24 protein-coding genes and 1 pseudogene are annotated in these 26827 nt (G+C 53.6%); 15 read left to right on the plus strand and 10 right to left on the minus strand.

All coding sequences use genetic code 11. The features are described from left to right. Positions 1-10 precede the first annotated feature (10 nt). Both HBA55_RS15610 and HBA55_RS15615 read right to left on the minus strand, forming a co-directional pair. Positions 11-1201: an acyl-CoA dehydrogenase family protein gene (locus HBA55_RS15610; protein WP_166993318.1), complete on the minus strand. Its 1191-nt coding sequence runs from the start codon at positions 1199-1201 to the stop codon at positions 11-13. A 45-nt stretch (positions 1202-1246) separates the two neighbouring features. Next, entirely contained in the window at positions 1247-3049 is a 1803-nt protein-coding gene (locus HBA55_RS15615; protein ID WP_206019816.1) for a long-chain-acyl-CoA synthetase, read from the minus strand. Positions 3050-3342: 293 nt separating this feature from the next. On the opposite strand from HBA55_RS15615, the gene HBA55_RS15620 reads away from it, so the two are divergent. Genes HBA55_RS15620 through HBA55_RS15635 form a run of 4 tightly spaced genes read left to right on the plus strand, consistent with a single transcriptional unit; the run spans position 3343 to position 6610 of the window. Beyond that, positions 3343-3789 carry a Zn-ribbon domain-containing OB-fold protein gene (locus HBA55_RS15620; protein WP_166993325.1) on the plus strand — a complete coding sequence of 149 codons (447 nt, stop codon included), beginning with the start codon at positions 3343-3345 and terminating at the stop codon, positions 3787-3789. Positions 3790-3809: 20 nt separating this feature from the next. Next, positions 3810-4925 carry an acyl-CoA dehydrogenase family protein gene (locus HBA55_RS15625; RefSeq protein ID WP_166993328.1) on the plus strand — a complete coding sequence of 372 codons (1116 nt, stop codon included), beginning with the start codon at positions 3810-3812 and terminating at the stop codon, positions 4923-4925. Between the two features lie 9 nt (positions 4926-4934). Next, complete coding sequence (locus HBA55_RS15630; protein ID WP_166993331.1) at positions 4935-6116, plus strand: lipid-transfer protein; 1182 nt, start codon at positions 4935-4937, stop codon at positions 6114-6116. Next, positions 6113-6610, plus strand: a complete 498-nt coding sequence (locus tag HBA55_RS15635; protein WP_166993334.1) for a nuclear transport factor 2 family protein — start codon at positions 6113-6115, stop codon at positions 6608-6610. The genes HBA55_RS15630 and HBA55_RS15635 overlap by 4 nt, the downstream gene beginning before the upstream one ends. 409 nt (positions 6611-7019) lie before the next feature. On the opposite strand, the gene HBA55_RS15640 is transcribed toward HBA55_RS15635, so the two are convergent. After that, positions 7020-8174, minus strand: a complete 1155-nt coding sequence (locus HBA55_RS15640; RefSeq protein WP_166993337.1) for a helix-turn-helix transcriptional regulator — start codon at positions 8172-8174, stop codon at positions 7020-7022. A gap of 259 nt (positions 8175-8433) precedes the next feature. On the opposite strand from HBA55_RS15640, the gene HBA55_RS15645 reads away from it, so the two are divergent. Next, positions 8434-9525: an aromatic ring-hydroxylating dioxygenase subunit alpha gene (locus tag HBA55_RS15645; protein ID WP_166993340.1), complete on the plus strand. Its 1092-nt coding sequence runs from the start codon at positions 8434-8436 to the stop codon at positions 9523-9525. A gap of 1 nt (position 9526) precedes the next feature. Here the strand turns inward: HBA55_RS15645 and HBA55_RS15650 are convergent, their stop codons facing one another. The 6 genes from HBA55_RS15650 to HBA55_RS15675 all read right to left on the minus strand — a co-directional run bounded on the left by HBA55_RS15650 (position 9527) and on the right by HBA55_RS15675 (position 15638). Continuing rightward, positions 9527-10300 (minus strand): slipin family protein, encoded by a 774-nt coding sequence (locus HBA55_RS15650; protein WP_166993343.1) that lies wholly within the window; start codon positions 10298-10300, stop codon positions 9527-9529. Next, positions 10297-11658: an NfeD family protein gene (locus tag HBA55_RS15655; protein WP_166993345.1), complete on the minus strand. Its 1362-nt coding sequence runs from the start codon at positions 11656-11658 to the stop codon at positions 10297-10299. The genes HBA55_RS15650 and HBA55_RS15655 overlap by 4 nt, the downstream gene beginning before the upstream one ends. A 73-nt stretch (positions 11659-11731) precedes the next feature. Beyond that, positions 11732-12361, minus strand: coding sequence for a maleylacetoacetate isomerase (gene maiA / locus HBA55_RS15660; protein ID WP_166993348.1), 630 nt, complete (start codon positions 12359-12361; stop codon positions 11732-11734). Between the two features lie 20 nt (positions 12362-12381). After that, entirely contained in the window at positions 12382-13680 is a 1299-nt protein-coding gene (gene fahA / locus HBA55_RS15665; protein ID WP_166993351.1) for a fumarylacetoacetase, read from the minus strand. Between the two features lie 37 nt (positions 13681-13717). Continuing rightward, the gene (hmgA, locus tag HBA55_RS15670; protein ID WP_166993353.1) at positions 13718-15040 is read right to left on the minus strand and encodes a homogentisate 1,2-dioxygenase; all 1323 of its coding nucleotides are present in this window, start codon (positions 15038-15040) and stop codon (positions 13718-13720) included. A 127-nt stretch (positions 15041-15167) separates the two neighbouring features. Then, positions 15168-15638, minus strand: a complete 471-nt coding sequence (locus HBA55_RS15675; RefSeq protein WP_166993356.1) for a MarR family winged helix-turn-helix transcriptional regulator — start codon at positions 15636-15638, stop codon at positions 15168-15170. A 151-nt stretch (positions 15639-15789) separates the two neighbouring features. Here HBA55_RS15675 and HBA55_RS15680 point away from each other — a divergent pair, with 151 nt between their 5' ends. Further along, positions 15790-16332: a VOC family protein gene (locus tag HBA55_RS15680; protein ID WP_166993358.1), complete on the plus strand. Its 543-nt coding sequence runs from the start codon at positions 15790-15792 to the stop codon at positions 16330-16332. Positions 16333-16348: 16 nt separating this feature from the next. Here the strand turns inward: HBA55_RS15680 and HBA55_RS15685 are convergent, their stop codons facing one another. Then, positions 16349-18706, minus strand: coding sequence for a CHASE domain-containing protein (locus tag HBA55_RS15685; protein ID WP_166993360.1), 2358 nt, complete (start codon positions 18704-18706; stop codon positions 16349-16351). Positions 18707-18872: 166 nt separating this feature from the next. Between HBA55_RS15685 and HBA55_RS15690 the strand changes: the two genes are divergently transcribed. From HBA55_RS15690 to HBA55_RS15725, 9 genes and pseudogenes are all read left to right on the plus strand, one after another. Continuing rightward, entirely contained in the window at positions 18873-20087 is a 1215-nt protein-coding gene (locus tag HBA55_RS15690; protein ID WP_338109417.1) for a NupC/NupG family nucleoside CNT transporter, read from the plus strand. A gap of 119 nt (positions 20088-20206) precedes the next feature. Beyond that, on the plus strand, positions 20207-20776 hold the full coding sequence (locus HBA55_RS15695) for a phosphoribosyltransferase family protein (protein WP_166993362.1): 570 nt from the start codon (positions 20207-20209) through the stop codon (positions 20774-20776). 101 nt (positions 20777-20877) lie between these two features. After that, on the plus strand, positions 20878-21762 hold the full coding sequence (locus tag HBA55_RS15700; protein WP_166993364.1) for a methylenetetrahydrofolate reductase: 885 nt from the start codon (positions 20878-20880) through the stop codon (positions 21760-21762). A gap of 11 nt (positions 21763-21773) precedes the next feature. Beyond that, positions 21774-22211: a PilZ domain-containing protein gene (locus tag HBA55_RS15705; RefSeq protein WP_166993366.1), complete on the plus strand. Its 438-nt coding sequence runs from the start codon at positions 21774-21776 to the stop codon at positions 22209-22211. A gap of 252 nt (positions 22212-22463) precedes the next feature. Beyond that, on the plus strand, positions 22464-23039 hold the full coding sequence (locus HBA55_RS15710) for a helix-turn-helix domain-containing protein (protein WP_166993368.1): 576 nt from the start codon (positions 22464-22466) through the stop codon (positions 23037-23039). Between the two features lie 746 nt (positions 23040-23785). Beyond that, positions 23786-24055 (plus strand): annotated as a pseudogene (locus HBA55_RS38195) (methyl-accepting chemotaxis protein); the annotation flags it as partial. An 87-nt stretch (positions 24056-24142) separates the two neighbouring features. Then, the gene (locus tag HBA55_RS38200; protein ID WP_420821503.1) at positions 24143-24457 is read left to right on the plus strand and encodes a CZB domain-containing protein; all 315 of its coding nucleotides are present in this window, start codon (positions 24143-24145) and stop codon (positions 24455-24457) included. 230 nt (positions 24458-24687) lie between these two features. Then, entirely contained in the window at positions 24688-26238 is a 1551-nt protein-coding gene (locus tag HBA55_RS15720) for a PQQ-binding-like beta-propeller repeat protein (RefSeq protein ID WP_166993372.1), read from the plus strand. Next, positions 26238-26807 carry a TetR/AcrR family transcriptional regulator gene (locus HBA55_RS15725; RefSeq protein WP_166993374.1) on the plus strand — a complete coding sequence of 190 codons (570 nt, stop codon included), beginning with the start codon at positions 26238-26240 and terminating at the stop codon, positions 26805-26807. Before HBA55_RS15720 ends, HBA55_RS15725 begins: the two co-directional genes overlap by 1 nt. Positions 26808-26827: the final 20 nt, after the last annotated feature.

The raw sequence follows: 26827 nt of genomic DNA on the forward strand, positions 1-26827 counted from the left end.
AGTCATACTGTTATCGCGCCGCCATGGGCATGCCCAGACCGAATGCTGCTACCAGATCACGTTGGACCTCGTTAACGCCGCCACCAAAAGTGGTGATCTGGCATTTGCGGTATTCTTCTTCAAGATCACCCAGCAGTTCGGTGCCGATCACATCGTGAGGCAACAGGGCGCTGCTGCCCACAATGTCCATCAGCTTGCGATATACCTCAATCAAACATTCTGTGCTGTAAACCTTGGCGCCCGAGGCCAATGCCGGGCTCATGCGATTTTGCTCCAGATCCCAGGCCATACGCAGATTGATCAGGCGCATGGCCTCAAGACGGCCGTAGCTTTCCGCCAGTGCGGTTTGAACCCAAGGCTCATCGATCAGCATATTGGTGTCGCTCAACCCCGGCGCCTTGCTCGCCCAGGCATGAACACGGTCATACAAGCCAAGCCCATAGACATTGAAAGCAGCCAGGCCAACACGCTCGTGATTAAGCTGTGAGGTAATCAGCTGCCAGCCTTTGTTAAGTTCGCCGACCAAGGCGCTGGCAGGAACCCGAACATTTTCGTAGTAGGTCATATTGGTGGTGACTTCACCCACGGTATGGATGGGTGAGTGGGAAAAACCCGGGCTGTTGGTGGGTACAATAAAAATACTGATGCCCTTATGCTTGGGAGCCTGGGGATCAGTGCGTACCGCCAGCCAGATGTAATCGGCGCCCCCGGCACCACTGGTAAACACCTTGGTACCATTGATCACATAATCGTCACCGTCGCGTTCAGCACTGGTGGACAAAGAGGCCAGATCAGTACCGGCGCCCGGTTCACTGTAGCCAATGGCGAAGTGGATTTCTCCCGCGGCAATTTTGGGCAGGTACTTCGCTTTGTGTTCTTCGGAGCCATGCTCCATTAGCGCCGGGCCGACGGTATTGAGTGTAACGAACGGAATCGGTGCGTCTGCAAGGCGCAGTTCTTCAAAAAAGATCAGCTGCTCGACCGCTCCAAGCCCTTGACCGCCGTATTGTTTGGGCCAACCCAGAGCCAGCTTTCCGTCGACGCCCATTTGGCGGACCACCTTGCGAAAGACCTCGCCACCTTCGCCTTCACCCTCGTTACCACGCACGGCTTGGCGAATTTCGGGAGTGATCAATTGTCGAAAGTACTCGCGTAATTCCTCGCGCAGGGCCTGTTGCTCTGGAGTGAATTCAAATTGCATAGGAGTTTCCTGATAAAGTCATTCGGTGTAGGCCGTGGTTGGTTTTCAGGCGCTGATAAATGCAGGTAATTGCTGCTCTGCCAGGCTTTGTTCGTCGAGCGGGACATAACGTTGATTCGCATCGCTGATAACATAAAGAGGATCGCTCACCAGCTCAGGTGAGTAGCCCTGCTTTTGCAAGTCCACTTTGCGTAGCTTAAACGTGGTGGTCAGCTCGGCCTGTTGGCACAACCTGACGAACAGAGGTACAGCGTAGGGTGGCAGTCGATCTTTGCAGTGTGCATAGAAGGCAACCGGATCGAATTCGGCCTCCGATTGCATCACCAGAGCCGCCATACCCGCACGGCCTTCTGTATTGGGTACGGCAACGCCGTAGATGTTCAGGCTCTCGAGTCCATCAAAATCCGAAATGGCATCGGCAGCTTCGCTGGCGGATACATTTTCGCTTTTCCAGCGGAAGGTATCCCCGACACGGTCGACAAAGTAATAGTAATCGTCTTCATCCCGTTTCAGCAGGTCGCCGGATCGGAACCAGGCGTCACCGTCGGCAAATACATCGTGCAGGATTTTTTTCTCCGTGGCTTGCTCATCGGTGTAGCCTTCGAAACGCCCGGCGCCGCTGCCGGGAATATCCAGAATCATGGCGATAAGCTCGCCCACTTCATCCGCTTCGCACTCTATATAGTGACCATTGGCATCACGGGGGTGGCTGTCGGTTTCAGCGTCGTATCGAACCAGGCGGGCATTGGAACGCTCTTTAAAAGGAATGCGACCACATGAACCCACTTTGTTGTCGAGATTCATAATGCCGGAGTTGGCTTCGGTGGCGCCCCAACCCTCGTAGATATTCTCGATGCCGAAACGCTGCTGAAACGCTTCCCATATGTCACTGCGAAGACCGGCGCCAATAATCGATCTCAATGGGTTGTCGGCGTCATTGATTTGAGGAGGGCGGTTCATCAGGTAGCGGCATATTTCACCAATGTACTGACAAGTGGTGACGCCGTGACGACGAACATCCTCCCAAAAGCGACTGACACTGAAACGTCTACGTAAAACAATAGTGGCTCCGCGGGCCAAAGCAGCGCTGACCAGCGACATGCCTGCTGCTCCGTGGTAGAGGGGAAGAAAACAGTAAAAAACGTCATCGGGGCCCGTGTCTAAAACGGCGGCGTTGCTCTCGCCGGTATTCATCCAGCGCATGTGTGACATATGAGCGGCTTTGGGCAAGCCCGTGGTTCCAGACGTAAAGACATGAAAAAGGTCGTCCCGGCCCATTAATCCGGAACGTGATTCTTTTGGCGGGTCAATGGTTGGTGACGACTCGGCCAGCGTGGAGAAATCGACCATTGCTTCGGGAATGTCAACCTGGTTGAGTGGATCGGCAATCACATAGCAGGGCAGGTCGCCCGTTACATCCGCCGCAGAGGCAAAGCCTTGAAGGCATTCAGCACCCAAAAACACCATACGGCTTGCGGTGGTCGACAAGGCGTGACGCAGGGCTTTGTCCTGGGCGTGAGTATTGATCAAGGCCGTGGTGACCCCGAGTTTTGCCAGCCCCACGTAAACAAAAAAGAACTCCGGGCGGTTATCCATCATCAGGGCCGCAACATCACCCTGCCGCAGGCCCAGCTTGGCGGCCGCATTGGCGACGCGGTTGGCCTCAAGATTCAACTGTCCGAAGGTGACAGGCTTATCCTCGTAGATAAGAAAGGCTTTATTGGGGAAACGCCGGGCCTGTTCTTCATAGCGGTCGGCCACGGTATAGGTCTGGTCCGGGGTATGGGTCGCCGCGGCGGCTGCCTGAATATTGAGCTTGCGCTGGGTTTCCTCACGGCTGATGGTCATTGTGTTCCTCATGCCTGTTTATCGCTGTTTTTAAACACTGAAATCGATCCTACTTGAGATTGAATTCATATTCAATATGCCGGCTTACACGACTAGTCTTTTTGTATTAGCTTATAGTGTAGATGCCGTTTGGTGGTTTGCTAAAAATTATCTAACCTATTGTATTTTAAAGGTTAAACTCAGTTTCTAAATGGTAAATTGAAATTGAAACCAAAATCAACTTATACTGTAGATACCGACTTGAACAGTGACCGGTTTCCACCTGAAATCCGGGTCACCCATGGGAGATAAGCATGAGTGAAGCCAAGCGGGCGCGAGTACCGCGCCGTCCACGCCCCGGAATCAACCGGGACAACAGTTTCTTTTGGGAGGGTTTGAAAGAAGACAAGCTTCTTATTCAGCGCTGCCAAACCTGTGGAGAGTTACGCCATCCACCGGGTCCAATGTGCCCCCATTGTCACTCCCTGGAATGGGATACGCTTAAGGCCTGTGGCAGGGGCACCATCTACAGCTATGTGAATCTGCACCATCCCGCGGTACCGCCATTTGCCAATCCCAATCCCATTGGTCTCATTGAATTGGAAGAGGGCACACGCCTGGTCGCCGGATTGCTCGATATAGAGGCTGACGAGGTGCGTATTGGGCAGCCTGTAGAGGTAGTGTTCTACCGCGAGCAGGAAGATGACGATCACGCTATCGCGCTATTTCGGGTGACGGACAAAAGCGCCGAAGCCGCATAAAGAGAGGCCAAAAAACAATCATGGATTTCGCGTTTACTGAAGACCAGCTGATGATACAGGAGCTGGCTGAGAAAATTATTGCTGACCGTTGTCACGATGAGTTTCAGAGGGAGTTTGCTCAACAACCGCAGCGCTATGACCCGGTGCTTTGGTCGCGACTGGCCGAAGCTGGATTGTTGGGGCTTAACCTGCCGGAAAATTGTGGCGGTATGGCATTGGGTTTTGCGGAATTGTGCCTGCTATTGCAGGCGCAGGGTAAACACCTGGGGCCGGCACCTTTGTATGCGACGCTGGTTCTGGGAGCCTTGCCAATAGCGAAATTTGGCAGTACGTCATTGCAGCAGCGTTACTTGCCGGAAGTGGCAACGGGCAAGTGCCTGTTGTCGGCTTTGGTTGATGCCCGCAATCTCCAGCGCCCAAAATTTCAGGCTGAAGTAACCGATGATGGGTGGAATCTGAATGGTATCTGTGATGCTGTTCCCTTTGGTGTTGATGCCCATTGTTTTGTCGTCCCGGTCAGTACCCCTCAGGGTATCGAAGTCCTTGTGGTAGACGCGGATGTGCAAGGCATATCTCGTTGGGATCAGCGCGGTGCACAGGCGCAAGCTCGTGTTCAGTTGGAGAATGTGCACGTTGGTAAAGACGCACGTATCAATGAAGAAGGCAAGGCCGCTGATGTGTTGGCCTGGTGGCAACCGAGAATACTGACTGCGCTGAGTGCCATTCAGGTGGGCGTTGCCACCGAGGCATTGCGTCGTACTGCAGAATACACTGGTGAGCGCAAGCAGTTCGGTAAACCGGTAGCATCGTTCCAGGCTGTGGCTCATCGGGCGGCTGATGCCTATATGGATATTGAAGCCATGAGTGCCACTTTATGGCAGGCGGTATGGCGGCTGGATCAGGAGCTGGAGGCAGCTCGCGAAGTTCACACCGCCAAGTGGTGGGCCTGTGAGGGAGGGCATCGTATTGCTCATACTGCACAGCACTTACACGGTGGCATGGGAGCGGATGTGGACTATCCCATTCATCGCTTTTTTCTTTGGGCCAAGCAGCTGGAGTTCAACGGCGGCGGCGCCAGTGTGCAGTTATCGAATTTAGGATGCGAGATCGCCAATCGTCCTGCGGATTTCACTTGAGGTAAATTTATGAGCAAGAAAACACTGGCCAACCAGGCTGCTATCGTTGGCATTGGTGCGACTGAATTTTCCAAGGATTCCGGCCGCAGTGAAATGCAGTTGGCGGTGGAATGTGTAACGATGGCATTGGCTGATGCGGGTATTGATCCATCTGAGGTGGATGGTCTTTGTACTTACACCATGGACCATAATCCGGAGATTGAGGTGCACCGGCTGATTGGTGCCAAAGAGCTGACGTTTTTCAGTCGTGTTCACTACGGTGGCGGTGCGGCTTGCGCGCCAATCCATCAGGCAGCGATGGCAATTGCCACGGGTATTGCCGATGTGGTGGTCTGCTACCGCGCCATGAATGAGCGTTCCAATTATCGCTTTGGTACGGGTATGCAGGACACGCTACCGGACCCAACGTTTGAGACGGCTCACTACGGTTGGTATATCCCGCACGGGTTGATCAGTCCGGCATCCTGGGTGGCGATGAGTGCACGTCGTTATATGCACGAGACAGGAGCCACCAGTGAGGATTTTGGTCGGGTATCGGTGGCGAGTCGTGATTTTGCGGCCACCAATCCGGCGGCGTTTTTCTACGACAAGCCGATCACATTGGAGGAGCATCAGAATTCACGTTGGATTGTGGACCCACTGCGTTTGCTGGATTGTTGTCAGGAGAGTGATGGCGGTGTCGCCATTGTGTTGACGTCACCTGAGCGGGCTCGGGATCTGAAGCAGAAACCGGTGATTGTTCGCGGTGCGGCCCAGGGCGCCTGTGATGATCAGCAGATGATGACGTCTTACTATCGTAAGGAGATGAGTCGTTTGCCGGAAATGGGGCTGGTGGCCAAGCAGTTGTATCAGCAGTCAGGAATTACTCCCGAGGATATTCAGACGGCGGTGATTTATGACCACTTTACGCCGTTTGTGTTGCCGCAGTTGGAGGAGTTTGGTTTTTGTGATCGCGGTGAGGCGAAAGATTTTGTTCGAGATGGACATCACGCCCGTGGGGGGCGTTTGCCGATTAATACTCACGGTGGTCAGTTGGGTGAGGCCTATATTCACGGTTTGAATGGTGTTGCAGAGGCTGTTCGCCAGGTTCGTGGTACGAGTGTGAATCAGGTAAATAATGTGGAGCATGCGTTGGTCACAGCGGGTACGGGTGTTCCTACCAGTGGTTTGATTTTAGGGGTCGATGTGTGAGTGATTCCGGGCAGTTGCAGCGGTTGTTGGATATCGAGGCGATCAAGCAATTGAAGTATCGGTATTTTCGGTTTCTGGACCAGAAGCGGTTGGTTGATTTGCAAGCGCTGTTGTTGCCTGAGTGCACGGCGTCTTATCATGACGGTGCCTATCGTTTTGATGACCGCGATGGAATTATGGCGTTTCTGCGCTTAAGTGTTGGCAATGATACGCTCTTGACGCTGCATCAGGGGCATCATCCGGAGATTGAGTTTATTGCTGATGACGAGGCGTTAGGTTATTGGTATCTGCAGGATGTTGTTATCAATAAGGAGAAGCTGACTCGCATGGAGGGCAACGGCTTTTATGAAGATCGGTATCGCAGGGTAAACGGGGAATGGAAGTTTGCTCACACCGGTTACAGGCGCACCTATGATATTCGTCAGCCCCTTGGGGAGTTGATTGAGTTTTATGATGGTTTTGAATGTGGGGCTTATACCATTCCTGAAGCTTGAGCTCGATCCTGGCTTTAATGGATTTGGTGTGTCTTACCAGCCTGGAAGAGATCGAGAGGATCTGACAGTCTTCTTAGTGCCATAACCGGAAGTTCGAAACGGCAGGATTTTCTTCCCGCGTAGGTCGGATTAGCTCCGCTTCGCGGAGCGTAATCCGACGGTTCCGCTGGAGCTGTTCGTTGGCTTCGGCCCGGTTTTTAACACCCTTGAATGTGCCTGCAACAGGTGATTTGTACACGGCCGCCGCCAATTTAAACCTTCGGCGGATCGGTGGATTACGAAGCGCAAAGCGCTTCTAATCCACCCTACCTCGTGCGGCCGTTGCGGACATTATCGAACGCCCATGGTGCCCTGAACCAGGATTATGAACTTCCGGTTATGGCACACAGCCGTCAAATCGAATCCAATTCTACTGGGTTGAAGCCAACCCGGTTAATACCAACGACACCAGCATCGATTGCTGAGTTACACCGGTTTTGGCAAACACCGAGCGCAGGTGCGCCCTGACGGTGTTTTTTCTGACTCCCAGCTCTTCTGCCACGCCATCAGTGGTGTGGCCTTCTGCCAGCAGGATCGCGATGGTCGCCTCTGAGAGTGTGAGCCGGTAGAGGTCCATCAGCATGCGTACGGAGATTTCGAGATTTTTGTCAGGGTCTTGTATAAAGACGGTGAGGTAGGGGGTGACTTTTGAGGCATCTTTTTGGTCAACCGGCAGGGGTTTGATCACCAGTTGGTAATCGGGTTTTCCGGAGCCACGAGGCACGGCAATAGCGTGCACGGGCGCCCGGACGATATCTCTCGGTTTACCGTGAACATCGTCCAGCGCCTGTTGGATGTGATCCTGGAGGTTGTCATTGAGTCCGGTGTTGTCGATACGGATCTGATTCTGGACTTGCATGAGCCCGTCGTGATCTTGCAGGTATTGTTTGGCGGTTGTGTTGAGCTGCAGGATATTGCCGTTTCGATCGAGCGTCACCATGCCGATAGACCGTTTGGAGATAGTATCGGCGTAAATTTGCCGTTCAGCGTCCAGTTGTCGCAATTGGATGCCCAGGCTGACGGATTGATGCAAGTGTGGGATCAGCAGTTCGAAGAAAGCTCTTTCTTCGTCGCTGAATGGTCCCTGTTCTTTTTCGCGAACAAAGCGAATCGACATGCGTGAGCTTTGTTGGTAGAGCCAGTCAATGCCCGCGATATAGTAGATGCCGAGTGGTTCCAGAATGAGCTGGTAGTATTCACTTTCGAGCAGTTGTGTCCTGGGCATGAGGTCCTCGATGGTGACCACGGTGTCCAGGGAAAGATTGACCAGAGGGTCCTGGGCGTAGAGGCTTGCGTAGGCTCCTTCTTCCGTGCCATCCATTGCCACATCGGCTTCATTGCCACTGGTGTAGATAAGGCCACTGTCAGTGGCTGTCGGTGGCCGCGTGATGAGGGTGGCGTGTTGCAGATTCAGCAGTTCTTTGAGCTGAGTCAGGAAGAATTTATTGGTATTGGAGGTGGTGGCCGCGCCGTAGAGGGAGTGGAGCAGGTTGGATAGGGTTTGATTGTCGATCGCTAGTGGCATGGCAGTCCTGTTCTCTGTGTCATTCTCTGGTTTTAGCGCAGGCTGTCAGATTATAGGGGGTTTGGTTAACAAGTGGGAGTCATTGTTTCTGAACCTGGCCGGTGGCAGGGAAGAAAAATTGATTGAGATCAAATACTTAGTTCGTAGATGCTCCAGGGCGTTTGTCTTAGACCGAATGGACTAGGACGTTATCGAGCCGGGGGGGATAGTATCCTTGTCAAGAGGTCCATTCACCCATTATTGCAATACGGAAACTACCATGGCACGCACTGCAGACTATCAATTCGGCGAATATACCTTTCCTCGAGGCTGGTTTATGATCGCCGTCTCCAAGGAGGTGGAACAGACCCCTCAGGCGATTCGTTACTTTGGGCAGGATATGGTGATCTATCGCGGCGAGAGCGGCCGGGTGGTGGTAATTGATGCCTATTGCCCTCACATGGGTGCGCATTTTGCCAAGAACTCCACGTCCTATGTGGTGCTTGATGGTGAGCGGATTCAAGGAGATTCGATCCGTTGTCCTTACCATGGCTGGAAGTTTTCGCCCGAAGGTCAATGTGAGGAGATTCCCTATTCTCCTTCACCTATTCCCAAGAAGGCTTGTGTGAAATCCTGGCCGGTACAGGAGTTGGGTGGTTGTGTATTTATGTGGCATGACCCGGAGGGAGGTGATCCGGACTATGATCTGCCTGCTTTGGATGAGTGGGACGACCCGGCCTGGGTGCGGTGGGAAGTTGATCACCTGGGTGAGATGGATACTCATCCCATTGAGATCGTCGACAATATGGTGGATAAGGCGCATTTCACGCCAATCCATGGCAGTGCGGAGGCGGAGTACTTCGAGAATGTCTTTAAGGATCACGTGGTTGTACAGGATTTCGCCGCGGGGCATCGTACGCTCGCTGAGCAAGCCTTGTTGACGTACACCTGGTACACGGGCCCTGCGATTTTGCGTTCACGGATGGACGGAGATCACCCCTCTATTATTCAGATTACTCATACGCCGATTGACGACGGCAGAATTCGTGCCTGGCATGCATTGTTAGTTAAATCAGCTGATCCTGAGAATCCTGAGCAGGGCGTTGCAATGGCCAGGGAGTATCAGGAGCAGAGCCGCCTGTCATTGATGCAGGATTATGAAATCTGGGCTCATAAGCGGCCGACTTTCCAGCATCTTAAAGTGATGGGTGATGGTCCCTTTGGTCAGCTGCGTCGTTGGTATCAGCAATTCTATGTGCCGCGGAAAAAGGCCGCTGAAATCCAGCAGAAGGTTAATGGAACCATCATCACCAAGGGTACCAAGCGGGATCCGTGGCCTGAGAAGAAACAAGAGGTTGCCGTTGAAGAGTAACCTAAGTCTGCGGTGGGCGATTCTTCTGCGCCTGCCAGGCTTCCATCAGATCCATCGGTAACGGAAACACAATGGTGGAACTTTTGTCGCCGGCAATTTCAGTCAGGGTCTGGAGGTAACGCAGTTGCAGTGCCTGTGGTTGTTCGGACAGTGTGGTGGCGGCGTGAAGGAGTTTTTCCGCCGCTTCGAATTCGCCCTGTGAATGAATGACTTTAGCGCGGCGTTCGCGTTCTGCCTCAGCTTGTTTGGCAATCGCACGAATCATGCTTTCGTCGAGATCCACGTGTTTGATTTCAACGTTGGAAACCTTGATGCCCCAGGCGTCGGTTTGTTTGTCGAGACTGTCCTGAATGTCGGCGTTAAGCGTTTCCCGTTCTGCTAACATTTCATCCAGTTCGTGTTGTCCCAACACGGAGCGCAGAGTGGTCTGTGAGAGCTGACTGGTAGCTTCCAGATAGTTTTCCACCTGGATGATCGCCCGTTGTGGATCCAGGACCCGAAAGTACACCACGGCGTTGACTTTGACAGAGACATTGTCACGGGAGATTACGTCCTGGGTGGGAACATCCATCACCACGGTGCGTAGGTCGACCCGCACCATTTGTTGCAATACGGGTATGACAATGATGAGTCCGGGACCTTTGACTTTATAAAAGCGCCCCAGCAAAAAGATTACACCCCGCTCGTATTCGCGCAGGATGCGGAACATGGACATCAACAGCAGCACACCCATCAGCGCCAGGGTGACGTAAAAATAAAGTAGTTCACCGATCATGGTGGAGTCTCCTTGCGGGCTTTCAGGAATACGCCTTCGGCTTCAACGATGGTGACGCGGTCGCCGGGTTGCAGGGGTTGGTCGCAGCTGATTTGCCAGAGTTCGCCTTCGAGCCTGACCATTGGATCTTCTCCGTGCAGGCATTCGACCATAGTCTGGATTCCTTCCAATGCGGAAACCCCGCTGACGGTGACTTGTTGTCGCGAGCGTGCCAGCATACCCAGTACCACGACGAGTAACAGGCCGCTGAATACCGAAACAGCGAGTATGACCGGCAGGGCGATTTGGTAGGCGGGTAAACGGGTGTCCATCAGGATGATGGAACCGATCACAAACGCGACTATGCCGCCGAGTCCAAGCGCACCGAAACTGGGGGCAAACGCTTCCGCTACCATCAGGGCGATACCGAGGATAATCAAACCCAGTCCGGCGTAACTGACCGGTAATACCTGGAAGGCGTAGAGGGCCAATAAAATGCACACGGCGCCCACAATACCAGGCACGCCCATACCGGGATTTGAAAATTCAAAAATCAAACCGTAGATGCCCAGCAGCATCAGTACATAGGCAACGTTTGGATCGGTGATGACAGACAGGAATTCGTTGCGCCAATCAGGCGCGTAGTGGGTTATGGCTGTGCTGGCAGTTTGCAGGAGGACGGTATTGGCGCCCACCTTAACTTCTCGACCGTCCATTTGTTGCAGTAATGCCTGCAGGTCAGTCGCGACTATGTCTATCACGTTTTGTTCCAGCGCTTCGCTGGCGGGTAGACTGGCGGCGTTGCGTACCGCGTCTACGGCCCAGTCTTTGTTACGCCCTCGCAGTTCCGCCAGACCCTGAATGTAAGCAACAGCGTCGTTGAGTATTTTGCGCTCCATGGCTGTGGCGGGTTGAGTCGGCTGTTCTTGTTGCTCTTGCTTGTCCTGTTCATCCGGCAGTGTCGGCATTTTAGGAGCGCCTATTTGAACCGGTGTGGCGGCCCCCAGGTTGGTGGCCGGCGACATGGCGGCGATGTGGCTGGCGTAGAGTATATAAGTACCGGCGCTGGCAGCACGGGCGCCTTCGGGAGCGACGTAGGTGGCAACGGGGATACTGGAGTTGAGTATGGTCTGAATAATCTGCCGCATGGATTTGTCGAGGCCACCCGGGGTGTCCATTCGCAGGACCAGCAGGTGTGCGTCAGCGCTAATGGCGTCGTTTAAACCCCGTTGGATATAGTCAGCTGCGGCGGGGCCAATGGCGCCCTTGATATCCAGGACCCAAATGCGGGAGGGTGTTTTATCCTGAGCCTGTGTGCTGACGGTGGCGACCGTGCATAGCAGGATTTTGAGAGTGAGTAAAAGACCGCGCCACACCATGCCTGGGGTGCTCCGACTGTCCAGATACTATTCAGTATAGTGGGGAATCAGCCGGGAGCGCGGTATATGGAGCCTATTGAGCGTCCACCTGGTTGGCCGGAGCCGCCTTTTGGAAAGCGTCCAGCTGGTTGCAGGCTTCATAGGCCGCCATGATCTTCGGGTAGGGGGTCATATCCACCTCGAATCTCAAGGCATTGAATACCTGAGGGATCAGGTAAACATCGGCCAGGGTCACCTGGTCGCCGTTGCAGTATGGGCCTTCCCCCAGCTGTGCTTCCAGGGCGTCGAACCCCAGACCCATCCAGTGATGCAGCCAGGCTTTTTTGCCCTCGTCTCCACCGCCAAGATCACCGGCAACGTACTTCAGCACGCGCAGGTTGCAGATGGGATGGATATCACAGCCAATCTGATAGCACCAGCTGCGCACCTTGGCCCGCTCGACAGAATCCACCGGCAATAGCGGTGTTTGAGGATGGTTTTCTTCCAGCCATTCCAAAATGGCCGGTGACTGGGTCAGTACCTCGCCATCATCAGTTTTAAAGCTGGGTACCAGCCCCTGGCTGTTAATGGCCAAGTATTCGGGCGAACGGTGTTCTCCCTTGAGCAGGTTAACTGCTGTCATCTGCGCATCCAACCCTTTCAGATTGAGAGCGATGCGCAGGCGATAGGCGGCGGAGGAACGAAAGTAGGTAAAGAGTTCCATATCTATTGCTCCCAACGCGCTTACGATTTGGCAGGCAGAACCGTACTGGCCACTTCACCAAAGCCAATACGACGGGCGCCGTCGCGCTGACAGAAGCCGCGCATGATTATGGTGTCACCATCCTGGACGAAGGTGCGGGTCTCGCCGTTGGCCAGGGTGATTGCTTCTTTGCCGCCGCGGGTCAGCTCAAGCAAGGAGCCGGCTTCCTCGTGCTCAGGGCCCGACTGGGTACCACTGCCCAGCAGGTCACCGGATTGCAGGTTACAGCCGTTAATGGTGTGATGTGTCACCATCTGCGCGACTGTCCAGTAGGAGTATTTGAAGTTTGAGGTGGAGAGATGATTTTCCTCTGCAGAACCTTCAGTCTTGATCAAGCAGTCCAGGGAGATATCAAACTGGCCATTGGCGCTGTTGGCATCACTGGTCAGGTACTCCATGGGTTGTGGATCGGCGGCATCTCTTTCAAATGCAGCCCGGAAAGGCGCCAACGCTTCGGTGGTAACAATCCAGGGGGACACCGTCGAAGCAAAGTTCTTAGCCAGGAATGGCCCCAGTGGCTGGTATTCCCACGCCTGAATATCCCGTGCGGACCAATCGTTGAACAGGCACATGCCAAAGACATGATCTTCAGCGTTTTCAATGCTGATGGGCTCGCCCAGCTCGTTACCGTTACCGACATAGATGCCCATTTCCACTTCGTAATCCAGGCGCTTACAGGGACCAAACGAAGGCTCAGTGGCGTCGGGGGCTTTGGTCTGGCCGCAGGGACGACGGAAATTCTGGCCAGAGACATCGATGCTGGAAGCACGGCCATGGTAACCGATCGGAACCCACTTGTAGTTGGGCAGCAGCGGATTGTCGGGGCGGAACAGTTTGCCGACTGCGGTGGCGTGGTGAACCGAAGTGTAGAAGTCGGTGTAGTCGCGTATCTGGCAGGGCAGTTTGTACTCGGCATCGGCCTGGGCAACCAGACAGGATTGCAGCGCAGTCTGAGCGGTAGCACCTTCGCGCAGGGTTTCGGACAGCGCCAAGCGCAGCGAAGACCAGGCTTGTTTGCCCATATCCATAAACGGGTTCAGGTCCTCACCGCTGCAGGCCTCCAGCGCCTGTTGGGCCAGATCCGTATAAACGCCGCTTTTGGCGGCCGCGGCGAGATCCAGAATCTGGTCGCCGATGGCGACGCCACCGCGAAAAGCTTCGTTTGTACCGCTGCGGCGAAACGCAGCAAATGGCAGGTTCTGAATCGGAAAGTCGGTATCGGTGGTATTGGCGGAGGTAACCCAGCTGGTCAACTCCGGAGCGTGTGTTTGGTTCAACATGGTTTTGGTCACCTTGTGCGTTGTTGAAAGTATCAGTTTAGTCTTTGCTGCCGTTATAGTATTTCTTCAGTCCGTCCCAGCACTTTAGATAGTTTTGTTGACGGGCATTGGTATTGAGTGCAAATTCCGTTGGGGCAATGACATAGCGGGATTCAAACATAAAGGCCAGGGTATCTTCGTAGCGGTGGGGCTCCAGCTCAGCGTTGGAGGCCGCTTCGAAAACCGCCGCTTCCGGTCCGTGAGGTGTCATGCAATTGTGCAGGCTCATGCCACCGGGTTCGAAGCCGGCTTCTTTAGCGTCGTATACGCCGTGAATCAGGCCCATAAACTCGCTCATGATATTGCGATGGTAATAGGGCGGGCGGAAGGTGCCTTCGGCCACCATCCAGCGTGGAGGGAAGATCACAAAATCCACATTGGCCGTCCCCTCGGTTTCGGATTGGGAGGTCAGCACGGTAAAGATGGACGGATCGGGGTGGTCGTAGCTCACTGTGTTCATGGTGTTAAAACGGGCCAGATCGTATTTGTAGGGTGCGGAATTACCCACCCAGGCAACCACGTCCAGGGGAGAGTGGCCCAGCGCTGCTGCAAACAGATTGCCGGAAAACTTTGCGATCAGGGTGAAGTTATCCTCCACATCTTCAAACCAGGCGGTGGGGTACTGGAAGTCGCGATCATTGGCATAGCCATTGGCGCCGACGGGACCGCGTTCAGCCAGCTCCAGCGGTGCACCGTAGTTTTCGCAGATATAACCGCGGGCACTGCCTTCAGGCAGATCAATGCGGAACTTGACGCCGCGGGGGATCACCATAATCTCGCCCGGTTTGACATGCAGTATGCCCATTTCGGTGTATGCGAGCAGGGTTCCCTGCTGGGGGACAAACAGCATTTCACCGTCGGCGTTGTAGAAAAAGCGTTTTTCCATATTGGCGGTGGCAGTGTAAACATGGATACCGATACCGGTCTGACTGGCGGCGTCGCCATTGGCGGCAACCGTGGTGAGTCCATCGACAAAGTCCACATTGCCTCCGGGCAGTGGCAGGGGATCCCAGCGCATCACATTGGGTGGTGCAGGAACTTCCGTGATTGGACCTGTGCGCAGCAGTCCGCGATCAATGGCTTCAAAATCGCCCATGGCAATCGATGGCCGAATGCGATACGTCCAGGTGCGCCGGTTCTGGTGCCGTGGCGCGGTAAAGGCAGTGCTGCTGAATTGTTCAGCGTAGAGGCCGTAGTTGACCTTTTGCGGACTGAACTGGCCGACGGGTAGTGCTCCCTCCAGTGCCTCGGTTTCGTGTTCATTGCCGAAACCATTAAGGTATTGGAGTTCCTTGGGATCTATCGATGCTGTACTCACCATGGTGATCGAGACCTTTTTTGTTGGCTATTAACGTTATGGCCGCCTAGGGGCAGCTCTGTGTTTTCTGCTTTAAAACTTGGTAACAAATGTTACCGAATGGGCAAATAAAGGCCCTGTGGTCCTTGTGTCAATCCAGAGAAAGCGTATTGGGCAAAGTCTTTACGTGTTTGAGCAATTTGTCTGTCATCTTGATCAATGACGCCCTTTCTTCCTCGTTCAGTCCCAGCAATACTTCTTCCTGCTGTTCCAACACATTAGGAACAATGTCTTCGTAGGCCTCCAGGCCCTTTTCAGTTAGCTCGAGGCGAATCAGTCGACGGTCTTCGAGGTCAGTTTTTTGAGCCACAAATTCCATCGCTTTCAGTTCTTTGATGGCGCGACTGATGGGCATCTTCTCCAATTGGACAAATTGCCCTATTTCCTTGGCCGACATGCCTCCCCGCAGCGCCAGGGCGGCCATGACCCGCCAGGCATTTCGAGTCATACCATAGGTCTGACGGTAGTAGCGCCCGACAATATCGCTGACGTGCCCCTGCAGGATGGATAGCTGGTAGGGGAAGAACGACGGCAGATGCAACGGGCGTTGGGGTTTGACCATAAGTTTCGACGAACTATACCTGGAGTTAACTTTCTTTGATTTGGGTCAGTATAACGCGACTTGACATTGGTAACAACGGTTACTATTATGGCTGCAGTTAGTAACAAATGTTACCAAATGTGTAGAATACATAACAATCGAGGACATCAACATGATCGAACTACAGCAGATTCACCACGTCGCATACCGTTGCAATGACGCCAAGGAAACCGTGGAGTGGTACCAGGACAAGCTCAACATGGAGTTTCTGGTAGCCATTGCCGAAGATCAGGTGCCTTCCACCAAAGAGCCTGATCCTTATATGCATTTGTTCCTCGATGCCGGTAACGGCAATATACTGGCCTTCTTTGAGCTGCCCAACTCACCGGAAATGGGGAAAGATCCCAATACACCGGAATGGGTCCAGCACATTGCGTTTGAACTCAAGGATCGTGACGCGCTGATTGCCGCCAAGGAGGAACTGGAGGCCAAAGGGGTGGAGGTGTTGGGAGTCACCAATCATGAGATTATTCACTCCATATACTTCTTTGATCCCAATGGTCATCGCCTGGAGCTGACTTTCCGCGATGGTACCGCCGAGCAAATGGCAGAGCTCAAGCGCGTGGCTCCGGCGATGTTGGAGGAGTGGTCCGTGACCAAGAAAGCACCAAAGCATGCGGCCTGGTTGCACGAAAAAGAATTTTCGGAACACTGACAGAACTCAGTACCCGTTAATTTAAATGGGCATCCTGTGGCAGCCAGACGTCAAACTGGCTGCCCTGGTCCATGTCACTTTCAAGCTGCACAAAGCCGCCGTGCATTTCGGAAAACTCTTTCACCAATACCAGACCCAGTCCGGTTCCCTCAATGGTATTTACTTCCGTATTGCTGATTTGGCTGAAGCGTTGGAACAGTCGCTTCTGGTCATCTGTACTGATGCCGATTCCTGTGTCCTTCACCGAAAATAAAACTCCACTGCGATCTTTATAGTCCATACCTTTGGCACTCAGTGTGATCTTTCCTTCGGGCGTGAATTTGATTGAGTTGGAAAGCAAATTCAGCAAAATTTGCTGTAGGCGGCGGCTGTCAGCTTGAATCAGAATGTCCGGTTGGGGCGTTTGCGTGACTATCATAAGATGTTTGTCCAATGCCAGCGGCCGGACCTTGTTAGATAGCTCCTGCATTAAATGGCAGACGCTGACTTTTTCCAGGTTCAACGTCATTTCACCAGCTTCAATTTTGGCAACATCCAAAACATCATTAATCAGCTCCAACAACTGCTCACCGTTACGTTTTATGATATCCAGCGAGTCCATCAACTTGGTATCGCGACGTTGTTCGTCGTTAGCGGTGCGAATCAGGCGCCGCGTAAAACCAATAATGGAATTGAGCGGAGTGCGAAGCTCGTGAGACATACTGGCCAGGAATTGGCTTTTGGCGTGGTTGGCGGATTCAGCCTGGGAGAGTGCCTTGCGCAATTGCGAGGTTTTTTCAATTACCTGCTGTCGAACCTGCATTTCCCGGCCGGTAATGAGCAACAATAATGCACCGGTAACCCATACGAATAACATGGCACCGATCAGAGTCCACCAGGTGCTCCAGTCCTGATGATCCTTCAGATAGCGAGCGGTGGGTGTGATTTTAATGATCCACTGGCGGCCGGCGAAATCCAACGGTTTCTGCCAGGTAAATGCCGAGCGTTGTTGATTGTGGTTGCCATATAAGGTCACCGGGTGGTTTTTGTCGGTGACATCCGTAACAAGAATATTCAGATCCGAGCGGATCTGTTCCGTCAGATTCTCCTCCAGTAGCGTGCCGACATGAAATAGACCCGCTACCAATCCGGCGAGTTCATTCGATTCCGCGTTGTCAACGCTGGGGAGATCTCTAGAGAAAACCGGTTGAAATACAACAATAGCGTTTTCACGGTCTCTGTTTCGAGCCAGCGTCAAGGGCGCGCTGGCGGAGATGGCACCCAGACGTCGGGAGCGCTCGATAGCGGCTGCACGACGCGGTTCGGTTCCCGGGTTAAAACCAATGATGGGGTTGTTGTAGCCTGCTCCGGTTGAGTTATAACGAATCGCCAGATATTCATCGCGTGGAGCCGCAGACACCAGTTCCCCGTGGAACAGCTCTCGAATATAGGGGAGTGGTGCACCGTTTTGCCTGAGCTCTTCTTCAAATGCCCGGCGTTGATCATGGGGTACCCGCTCAATCCAGGAGATGATTTCCAGGCCTGGAAAATTGTGATTCAGTTGCCGATAAAAGCGTTCGAATTCATCAACGGTGACCTCTTCGCTGGCGATAAACAGACCTTTTACGGCACTTAATCCGGACAACACGTAGCCCAACTGACGTTCAAAAATTTGCGTTTCAATCAAGGCCAGCCGGGTAAAATCGTCGCCGATACGCTCCTGGGCGGAATCCCTCGTCCACGCGAACAGTGCGACCGCAATGGTGAAAACAAACGCCAGGGGCAGGGCAATCTGAATTCGACGGGAGGAGAGCTCTTGCGGTTGTTTCTGGGACAGGATCAACAGAAGCGGCGTGAACACCAATACCCCTATAACATCTCCCACCCACCAGGTAATCCAGCTCAGTCCCAGGGTTTCTTGACTGATCAGGCCAACTCCATAGAGATTCAAACTGCCGCCGCTGGCTCCAACCAGGCAGGCGACCGGGCCGCCCAGCAGCGAAAACACTGCAATTTCGCGGATTTCTACAAACGCGGTGGGAAAGCCCACGTAGCGCCTTACCAGCCAGGTACCCAACAGGGCCTGGAGAGATGCGCCCAGGCCAATGGGCAAGGCAATTCGCGCGCTGTGAAGCAATTGATGCATTTCAATGCCACTCAGGCTTTGCATCGTATTGAGCAGGGCTGAGCCGAGGAATACACCGGGTACTGCCCGGTACCCCCAGAGCAACACCGCCGCCAGCGCAATCCCGGATGGAGGCCAGACCGCTGAGGCAAAGCCCGGGGGGATGGCCAGCAGCAGTCCCAGCTTGCCGGTCAGAAAATACGCCAGTGCAACCAATAGTATGATGGCCAGCGCAGGTGTCTGGCGAGCTTGAATGTCAGTGCTGATCACTAAGGTCTCTCTGGCCGGTCCCAGGGTTATGCCTGCAAATTATAGCAGCGGCTGGGGATAGTCACCCTTAAACTATGGACATCCGGCTTGACCTCGATAACACTGAAACTTAGTATGGTTAACTTCGCTTAAACGTTTAACTTGAATAAAAGGGGTAACCCCAGCTGTGATTGGTCTGATTGGCATTTTTGCCCTGTTATCTCTTGCGTTCCTCCTGTCTGAAAACCGCGGCGCTATCAACTGGCGCACCGTGATTGGTGCCTTTGCCATACAGGCCAGTCTGGCGGCGCTGGTACTTTATGTGCCTGTAGGAAAGGACATCCTTGCCGGAGCGGCCAATGGCGTCCAGCACGTGATTGACTACGCGGATGTGGGCGTAACCTTTATGTTTGGTGAACTAGCCGGTGATTCATTGGGTTTTATCTTTGCGGTCAAGGTGTTGCCCATCATCGTATTCCTCTCAGCACTGATGTCGGTGCTCTATTTTTTGGGCTTAATGCAAAAAATCGTCGGCTTTATCGGCGGTCTGATCCGCACAGCGCTGGGCACCAGTAAGGCGGAATCACTGTCGGCCACCGCCAATATCTTTGTCGGCCAAACTGAAGCCCCGCTGGTGGTCAAGCCCTACATCAAACAGATGACGGACTCTGAGCTGTTTGCGGTAATGTCCGGCGGTCTGGCCTCCATCGCCGGGGCGGTAATGGCCGGATATGCCAGTATGGGGGTAGAGCTGAAATACCTGATTGCAGCCAGTTTTATGGCCGCGCCGGGAGGGTTGTTAATGGCCAAAATCATCAAGCCTGAGGTGGACACTCCCCGCGACGATATGAGCCACGCCGAGTTTGATGAGGGTGAGGCCCCGGCCAATGTCATTCACGCCGCCGCCAACGGCGCCCTGACCGGTATGCAACTGGCCATGAACATTGGTGCCATGCTGGTTGCGTTTATCGCTCTGATCGCACTATTGAACGGTATGATCGGTGGAATCTGCGCTCTGTTTGGCTTCGAGGGCGTTACTTTGCAGCAATTGTTCGGCTACATGTTATCGCCGCTGGCGTTTGTCCTGGGCGTCCCCTGGGAGGATGCGCGGGACATTGGCAGTCTCATCGGTCAGAAGCTGGTCCTTAACGAGTTTGTGGCCTATGTGGATTTTCTCAATATGCGCGAAGGGCTTTCAAAGGAGGCCCAAATCATTGCCACCTTTGCCCTGTGTGGCTTCGCCAATCTCTCATCCATCGCCATTTTGCTGGGGGGACTGGGTGGCCTGGCGCCTGAGCGGCGCAGCGATATCGCAAGATTGGGACCCAAAGCAGTAGCCGCCGGCACATTGTCCAACCTCATGAGCGCCACCCTGGCCGGGCTGTTCATCAGCCTGGGCTGATCGGCCGTACAGCAAATACTTCTGTAGAACAAAAACTGCTCGATTCAGGTCGAGAGCGGCGGGGGATAATGGTACTATTCGCGCCTCAAAAATTGTGAACTGTAAAACTGGAGACAAGTGTGGAAAAGGTGTTTATCAGCTCCCAGCAACTGCTGGAAGATTCCTTCAATCTGGCCCTGAGCGTCTATGAAAGTGGATTCAGGCCCAACTATATCGTCGGTGTATGGCGTGGTGGGGCTCCAGTCGGCATCGCCGTCCAGGAAGTGCTGGATGTAATGGGAGTGGAGTCTGATCATATCGCCATCCGCACTTCGTCCTACACCGGTATTGGCGAGCGGGATAAGAGAGTACGGGTTCACGGCCTGACTTATCTGATCAAACGCCTGGAGTCTGAAGATTCGCTGCTGATTGTCGATGATGTGCACGATACTGGCTTGAGTATCGAGCAAACGATTATGGACCTGCGCGAGGCCTGTAAGAAGAACACTCCGGAAATCCGTATCGCGACCCCTTACTACAAGCCCGGCAACAATCAGGCGCGCCAGGTACCTGATTACTATATACACGAGACCGACAAGTGGCTGGTATTCCCACACGAGCTGCACGGTTTGAGTCTGGATGAAATCCGCGAGCATAAGCCTGAACTGGCGAAAGTGGCGGACAAGCTGATCAAGCTGAAGAATAACTGAGTTTTCGGCAGCTCAGATCGATGTGAAACTCTTCGCATCATCGACTAAGGTTTTGATAGGACAACAGAAAACCTGTCAGGACTTGATGGAGTGCTCGCCCCATGCCCCAGCTTCTGCTCGAAATGGTACCACCGACCCGTAATGAAGGCGTCGCAGGACTCGAACAGAAGCTGGCTTATATCCAAGAGGTGGCATCGGCGTCGCCTCTGGAAGCCGTCAATATTCCCGAAATTCACCCGGAAAGCAGTCACGACAAGGGGGCGGTGCGCCAGAACCGGTTTGAAGATCGGATGGAGCCCAGGCAGTTTGCCCGTCATATCCGGGAAACCTGTGGTCTTGAGTGCATTGTTAACCACGTGGTGGTGCATACGCCCGAATTACAATTTAAGGATTGGCTGCGCCAGACCCGGGAAGAATTTGGTATCGGTCAAGTGGTGTTTGTCGGGGGTGAACACCATGATGTGAGTTATCCCGGGCCGGATGTCTGCAAAGCCAACCAAATCGCACGTGAGCTGTTGCCGGAGTTGCGAATTGGCAACATTTGTATCCCCAGCAGGAAGGATGAGGCTCGTCGGGTTAAGCAAAAATGTCATTCCGATGTGGATTTCTTTACCACCCAAATCATCTATGAATTTGAGGGCTTGTGGGCATTTTTTGAAAATCTACAGAGCGCGGGTTCCATCAGCCAAACCTTCTATATCAGCTTTTGCCCTCTAAGCAGCGAGCGCAACCTGGAGTTTCTTCGATGGCTGGGAGTGGTCTTCAGTCCTCAACTAAGCGAACGGTTGCAAGCGGACACCGGGAAAATGCAGCAAAGGTCCTGTGAACAAATCCTCGCCATATGGCAGCAATTGAAGGGTCACCTGGAGCAATCAGAGCTGGATCTTTGCATAAATCTTTGTCCGATAGGAAAGGTTTCGTCTGCCTTATGTCGACAGCTGGCTTTCCAATTGCTAAAAGAATATGAGGCATCCGATTCTGTCTAGCGGAGGTAGCTATGCCAGACAATAAACGCCAGTATTTTCGCCATCAGACTGATATTCCCATTGCGGTCAATGTTGCCCGGGAGAGTGCACTGCCCCATACACCGTTGATCAATATTAGTGTTGGTGGGCTTTGTTGCGAAGCGGATGGTTACATCTCAGAGGGCACGCCTATCGATATCGCAATTACTTCAGACAAGCCACTCTACCGCGGCAGCGGAATCGTCAGCTGGTGTCGGGAGAAGACCAATCACCGCTTTGAAATTGGCGTGAGTTTCAGCAACATGGAGGAGGTGTTTCGGGCCCGGATGGTGGAACAGGTCTGTCGTATCGAGCAATACAAGCTGGACGTATTGGCGGCTGAGGGGCGGGAGCTGAGCATAGAGGAGGCGGCTAACGAGTGGATTGATAAGTTTGCCGCTACCTTTGCCAGCGACTTTCAGCAGATGTAATCCCTCATACCCCTATTTCTTCACTGCATTCACAATACCACTTCGTTGCCCCTTCACATTAATGATCAACCCGAGTCATCATAAATGATGCTTGGCGCATAATTCATCTTTTGACCTGTGTCAATCAAAGTCCCGAAAACAGAAAAAGCGCTTAAAGCGCAACTTGGGACCTGAGTACAATGCCTCAGTAGCAAAAACACACGGCATCGCTCCCTGTCCTTTATGCGACAGTGCGAGCGTGAGGGTAAGAGCGTGAAGGACAATTCATCCGAGCGGGTGTATCTCACTCCACAGCAGGTTGCCGACCGGCTCATGGTATCGACCGCCTCCGTACGTCTGTGGGCCAGTAATGGGCTTTTGCCGGCCGTGACCACGGCCGGCGGACATCGCCGTTTCCTGGCGGAGGATATAGGTGCATTTGAGCAGGCCCGCCGGGAGAGAACAGAGGAAAGACGCGGATTGGATCTGCTGGTGATCACCGGTGATGATCAGCTGAGCCGACTGGTACAGACCCTACTTTGTGAGCACCCGGAGGTGGCCTCGGTTGCTGTCGCGGGCGGGCTCTTTGATGCGGGCAGAGAATTTGAGCGTCGGCATCCATCGGTGTTGATGCTGGATCTGCCCATCCCGGGATTAGACGTCATTGAGCTGAGCAAAGCTCTCAATTCCACATCTGCCACGGTCAATTTGCGCCTGGTGGGGGTCGGCTCCCCGGATTTCCTTGAAACAGCTACAGACGAAGCGGCTGCTTTCGACGCCTTCGTCAGCAAGCCATTCGACGAGGCGACCCTGCTGGAAATTCTTTCTCTGGATCTTGAGCCCGTCTGATTGCCAACCTTTAACCCGATATAAAACCTTGAGCCGGTTCGATTAACCACCAGACTGGGATTTTCACCTGTTTTGGGGGCCAAACCAACGAGTTAACGAGTGTCCAGAGACTGTGGTAAGGTGTGGCCGTGCCGCTCTCCCACGTGGATTGGGGGTTGTCCGTAGGGAGCGAGGAATTCGAAAATTCGATTTCAGATCTTTTGGGTCCGGCCGATCTATTGAAAACACAATAAATAAGTCAAAGGGGAACCACTGACAAAGGATTGTGACAGGTGCCATGTAAGATACGCTCCGGCCCTGAGGATTGTGAGTGAAACCAGAGAACAAAAACTATGTTTGTAAAGGCTAAACAATTTCGTGAAGTCGACGCCCAGCGTGTTCAGCTGGAGCGCACCTGTCAACGTCAGGAAGACGAGCTGCAAGCCGCTAATCAGCGCATTGCCGAACTTGAGGCACAATTGCAGGAGCAATCCAGCCAGCCCAGTGATCTCGGGGTTATGCGGGTAGCAGTGAAAGGGCTGCAACCGGTAAATAATATCCGAGAGCGTATTGCGGATATGGCGAATAACCTGTTGGATGAGCGTGACAATATCATAAATTCTGCCACCATCTACGATCAGTCAACGAGTAATATGCGTTCGTTGATCGCCGGGCTGAGTGATATCAGCGGCGAGATCACGGTGACCCGCGAGGGGGTGGCGGGGCTTCGCGGTGCGACGGAAGAGATTACTCAGTTTGTGGGAATTATCGACAATATTTCCGAGCAGACGAATTTGTTGGCCCTCAATGCGGCGATCGAGGCGGCCCGTGCAGGCGAGCAGGGCCGTGGCTTCGCGGTGGTGGCCGATGAGGTACGGAATCTGGCGAAGCGTGCCGGTGAGGCGAGTGCCGAGATTGCCAAGTTGGTGGCGGATATCAATAAGAAGACACAAGACGCGGACTCGAGTATCACCTCGACTCAGAGCAGCTGCGATACCATGCTGGAAAGCGCCAAAGTCACCAACGATTCGTTGGATAAGTTGATTGATTTTTCCCGCTCCATGCACGAAACCATTACCAATGAAGCGATGGCGAGCTTTATCGAGACGGTGAAGATTGATCATATGGCCTGGAAGCAGGATGTCTATCAGCGTTGGCTGAACCGTGAGGGTGGTAACAATGAGGTGGCCGATCACCGTCAGTGTCGCTTGGGCCGCTGGTATTATGAGGGTGAGGGAGCAGCAAACTACAAGGGGCTGCCGAGTTACTCGCAGCTGGAGATACCTCATGCAAGTGTCCACAAAAATGGTATGGAGTCTCTGGATCTGTTGAAAGCCGGCGATCTGGAGGGGTCTGTGGGCGCGCTGGCCAATATGGAGCGGGCCAGTGATGAGACCATTTCTTTGCTGACTCGGTTGGGGAATGAGATCGGGAATTGATCTCCGTAGGATAGGCCGACTTGGGTCGGCCGCTTTCATACCTCAATTGGCGGCAGAGATGGCCGCCCGACAGCTGCGCAAACGCCTCCTCCCCAGACATCGTTAACACCGCGGTTCTTCTAATTTCCAGGTAAAACCCTTCTAATCAATTTGGACCATGCCTGTGTCTCGATCTGTTTTTATAGTTTAACTATAAAAACCATGATCCACTTCTTATCCAAGGTAGCTCTATGTCTTTTAAGCGTTGTTGTATGCTCGCCGCCTCCCTGATTCTGGCAGGCTGCGAGTTCTCACAAGTCGCCCGCAATATTGAAAGCGAACCTGCACAAGCCCCCGAGTTTATTGGGTCTCCGGCTGTTGCCAGGCCACTTGCGGGTGAAGTGCCTGATTATCCTCATATGGCTCCGCAGGGTCTGAATACAATGCACGGTGACAGCTATAGCTCGGATGTACATCATGCCAGTGGTCCGCTCGGTCATAATCCCGCGATTCAGTCGCGTACTGGTTCGCCTTACCCTGGAGGGCAGTGTGCGACGGTGACCTTCGACCGTGGCGGGCGTCTGGTGGCATTGTGCGCGTCTGTGGTGGGCTTTGAGCTGCATTTACTGGCTCCCCGGTCTCTACAGCTATTGGCGCGTTATCGATTGTCGATGCGCCCTTCGACGTTTGAGGCGCTGGTAAAGCGGGACCAGAGTGTGGTGATGACGGATACGTCAGGCGGTGCCTACTTTTATTTGGACGATGAGGACCGTGCGGTGTTGGTGGATAGCCGGCAGCGGTTAATGCGAGTTGGACATCGCCAAACGGCCGAAGGCGGTTGGGAGTTTTTTCTGGCGGACAGTTGGCAATTGGGGGGTGACTTTGTGCCCCAGGATTGTATGAATTGGAATAACTGGTTTCCGTCCGGTGAGTGTGATCCTGCTACAGCGGTCATGCCGGACCTGGAGGGCAACATCTGGTGGGTGACTCGCAGGGGACGTATCGGTACCTTGGAGCCAGAGTCTGGCCGTATCAAGATGATTCGGTTGCCCGGAGAAGAGATTCAAAATGGTTTTTCGGTTGCACACGATGGTGTCTATATCGTTTCGGATCATGCACTCTATGCCATGAAAGCTGACGCAGAAGGTCTGCCCAGGGTGATTTGGCGCGAGCAATATGATCGCGGCAGTGCTAAAAAGGTGGGTTCGATTAATCAGGGTTCTGGAACGACCCCGACCTTGTTGGGTGAGGACTATATCACCGTGACGGATAATGCTGACGAGCGTATGAATCTGTTGGTTTACCGTCGCGCACCGAAATTTGAGGGTGAACGCCTGGTGTGCAAGGTGCCTTTATTTGAGTCCGGCGCATCTGCGACGGATAATTCCATGGTAGCCTGGGGGCGTTCCATTTTTCTGGAGAATAATCACGGCTACAGCAACGCCATGCAACAGGAGGACTGGGGAGCTGTCACAGGTGGAATCAGCCGTATTGATGTACGGGAAGACGAATCGGGTTGTGACACTGTTTGGACGTCTGCGGAAAAGTCACCATCAGTAGTACCAAAGCTATCGTCGGGCAACGGCCTCTTGTATTTTTATACGTTTGAACCTCAGGCCGACGGCCAGAACGCCTGGTATCTGTTGGCGCTGGATGCGCAAAGCGGAGAAACCGCCTTTAAGATTCGCACGGGAGTGGGCATGAATTACGATAATAATTGGGCACCGATCAGCATTGGTCCAGACGGCACTTTGTACGTGGGGACTTTTAAAGGACTGGTCGCTATCTGGGATCAAGAGTAATGGCGAGACCCAGGTTGCGAACACAAATACTGTCAGCGGCCAAATCCCTGGTGCAGTCGCAGGGAAGCTTTGCTTTCACCATGAGAGCGGTTGCGGATGCCGCCGGTGTAACAGAAGCCAGTGTGTTTAATAACTTTGGCGATAAAGCCGGTTTGGTGCAGGCGCTGATTCGGGAGTCAATGCCACAGTACCAAACATTGATTCAAGTTATTGAAGAACCTGAGGTCCAGAGTTTGGAAGTGTGGTTCAAGGAACTGCTGGCCGCTGCAATCGCCTATTTTGAAATGGTACTGCCCCTTAGTTCACAGAACATGGGGGCAGGGACCAAGACCCAGGCATCTCCCCGCGCCGAGGGGTTTTATTCACCCCGCCGTCGGCTTGAGCAGCAGCTTGAATCTTTAGAGCAACGAGGCAGCGTGCTGCTGCCTGGTGGCGCCGATGCAGCAGCCCTGATGATCATGGGAGCGGCCATGCACTCGGCCACCACTCGATTAAGCCTGGGGCAGAGCGATGCTCAGCCCGATTTGATCGGATCCAAAATCGCCGCGTTTTTTCTCAGGCCTGGCTAGACATAATGTATTGACCTGCC

The sequence above is a fragment of the Pseudomaricurvus alkylphenolicus genome (genome assembly GCF_011683955.1).
In the GTDB taxonomy this organism is placed as follows: domain Bacteria; phylum Pseudomonadota; class Gammaproteobacteria; order Pseudomonadales; family Cellvibrionaceae; genus Pseudomaricurvus; species Pseudomaricurvus alkylphenolicus.

Coding starts and splice junctions, on each gene's coding strand:
- HBA55_RS15610 (WP_166993318.1), bottom strand. CDS start 1,201: ATGCAATTTGAATTCACTCCAGAGCAACAGGCCCTGCGCGAGGAATTA.
- HBA55_RS15615 (WP_206019816.1), bottom strand. CDS start 3,049: ATGACCATCAGCCGTGAGGAAACCCAGCGCAAGCTCAATATTCAGGCA.
- HBA55_RS15620 (WP_166993325.1), top strand. CDS start 3,343: ATGAGTGAAGCCAAGCGGGCGCGAGTACCGCGCCGTCCACGCCCCGGA.
- HBA55_RS15625 (WP_166993328.1), top strand. CDS start 3,810: ATGGATTTCGCGTTTACTGAAGACCAGCTGATGATACAGGAGCTGGCT.
- HBA55_RS15630 (WP_166993331.1), top strand. CDS start 4,935: ATGAGCAAGAAAACACTGGCCAACCAGGCTGCTATCGTTGGCATTGGT.
- HBA55_RS15640 (WP_166993337.1), bottom strand. CDS start 8,174: ATGCCACTAGCGATCGACAATCAAACCCTATCCAACCTGCTCCACTCC.
- HBA55_RS15645 (WP_166993340.1), top strand. CDS start 8,434: ATGGCACGCACTGCAGACTATCAATTCGGCGAATATACCTTTCCTCGA.
- HBA55_RS15650 (WP_166993343.1), bottom strand. CDS start 10,300: ATGATCGGTGAACTACTTTATTTTTACGTCACCCTGGCGCTGATGGGT.
- HBA55_RS15655 (WP_166993345.1), bottom strand. CDS start 11,658: ATGGTGTGGCGCGGTCTTTTACTCACTCTCAAAATCCTGCTATGCACG.
- maiA (WP_166993348.1), bottom strand. CDS start 12,361: ATGGAACTCTTTACCTACTTTCGTTCCTCCGCCGCCTATCGCCTGCGC.
- fahA (WP_166993351.1), bottom strand. CDS start 13,680: ATGTTGAACCAAACACACGCTCCGGAGTTGACCAGCTGGGTTACCTCC.
- hmgA (WP_166993353.1), bottom strand. CDS start 15,040: ATGGTGAGTACAGCATCGATAGATCCCAAGGAACTCCAATACCTTAAT.
- HBA55_RS15675 (WP_166993356.1), bottom strand. CDS start 15,638: ATGGTCAAACCCCAACGCCCGTTGCATCTGCCGTCGTTCTTCCCCTAC.
- HBA55_RS15680 (WP_166993358.1), top strand. CDS start 15,790: ATGATCGAACTACAGCAGATTCACCACGTCGCATACCGTTGCAATGAC.
- HBA55_RS15700 (WP_166993364.1), top strand. CDS start 20,878: ATGCCCCAGCTTCTGCTCGAAATGGTACCACCGACCCGTAATGAAGGC.
- HBA55_RS15705 (WP_166993366.1), top strand. CDS start 21,774: ATGCCAGACAATAAACGCCAGTATTTTCGCCATCAGACTGATATTCCC.
- HBA55_RS38200 (WP_420821503.1), top strand. CDS start 24,143: ATGGCCTGGAAGCAGGATGTCTATCAGCGTTGGCTGAACCGTGAGGGT.
- HBA55_RS15720 (WP_166993372.1), top strand. CDS start 24,688: ATGTCTTTTAAGCGTTGTTGTATGCTCGCCGCCTCCCTGATTCTGGCA.
- HBA55_RS15725 (WP_166993374.1), top strand. CDS start 26,238: ATGGCGAGACCCAGGTTGCGAACACAAATACTGTCAGCGGCCAAATCC.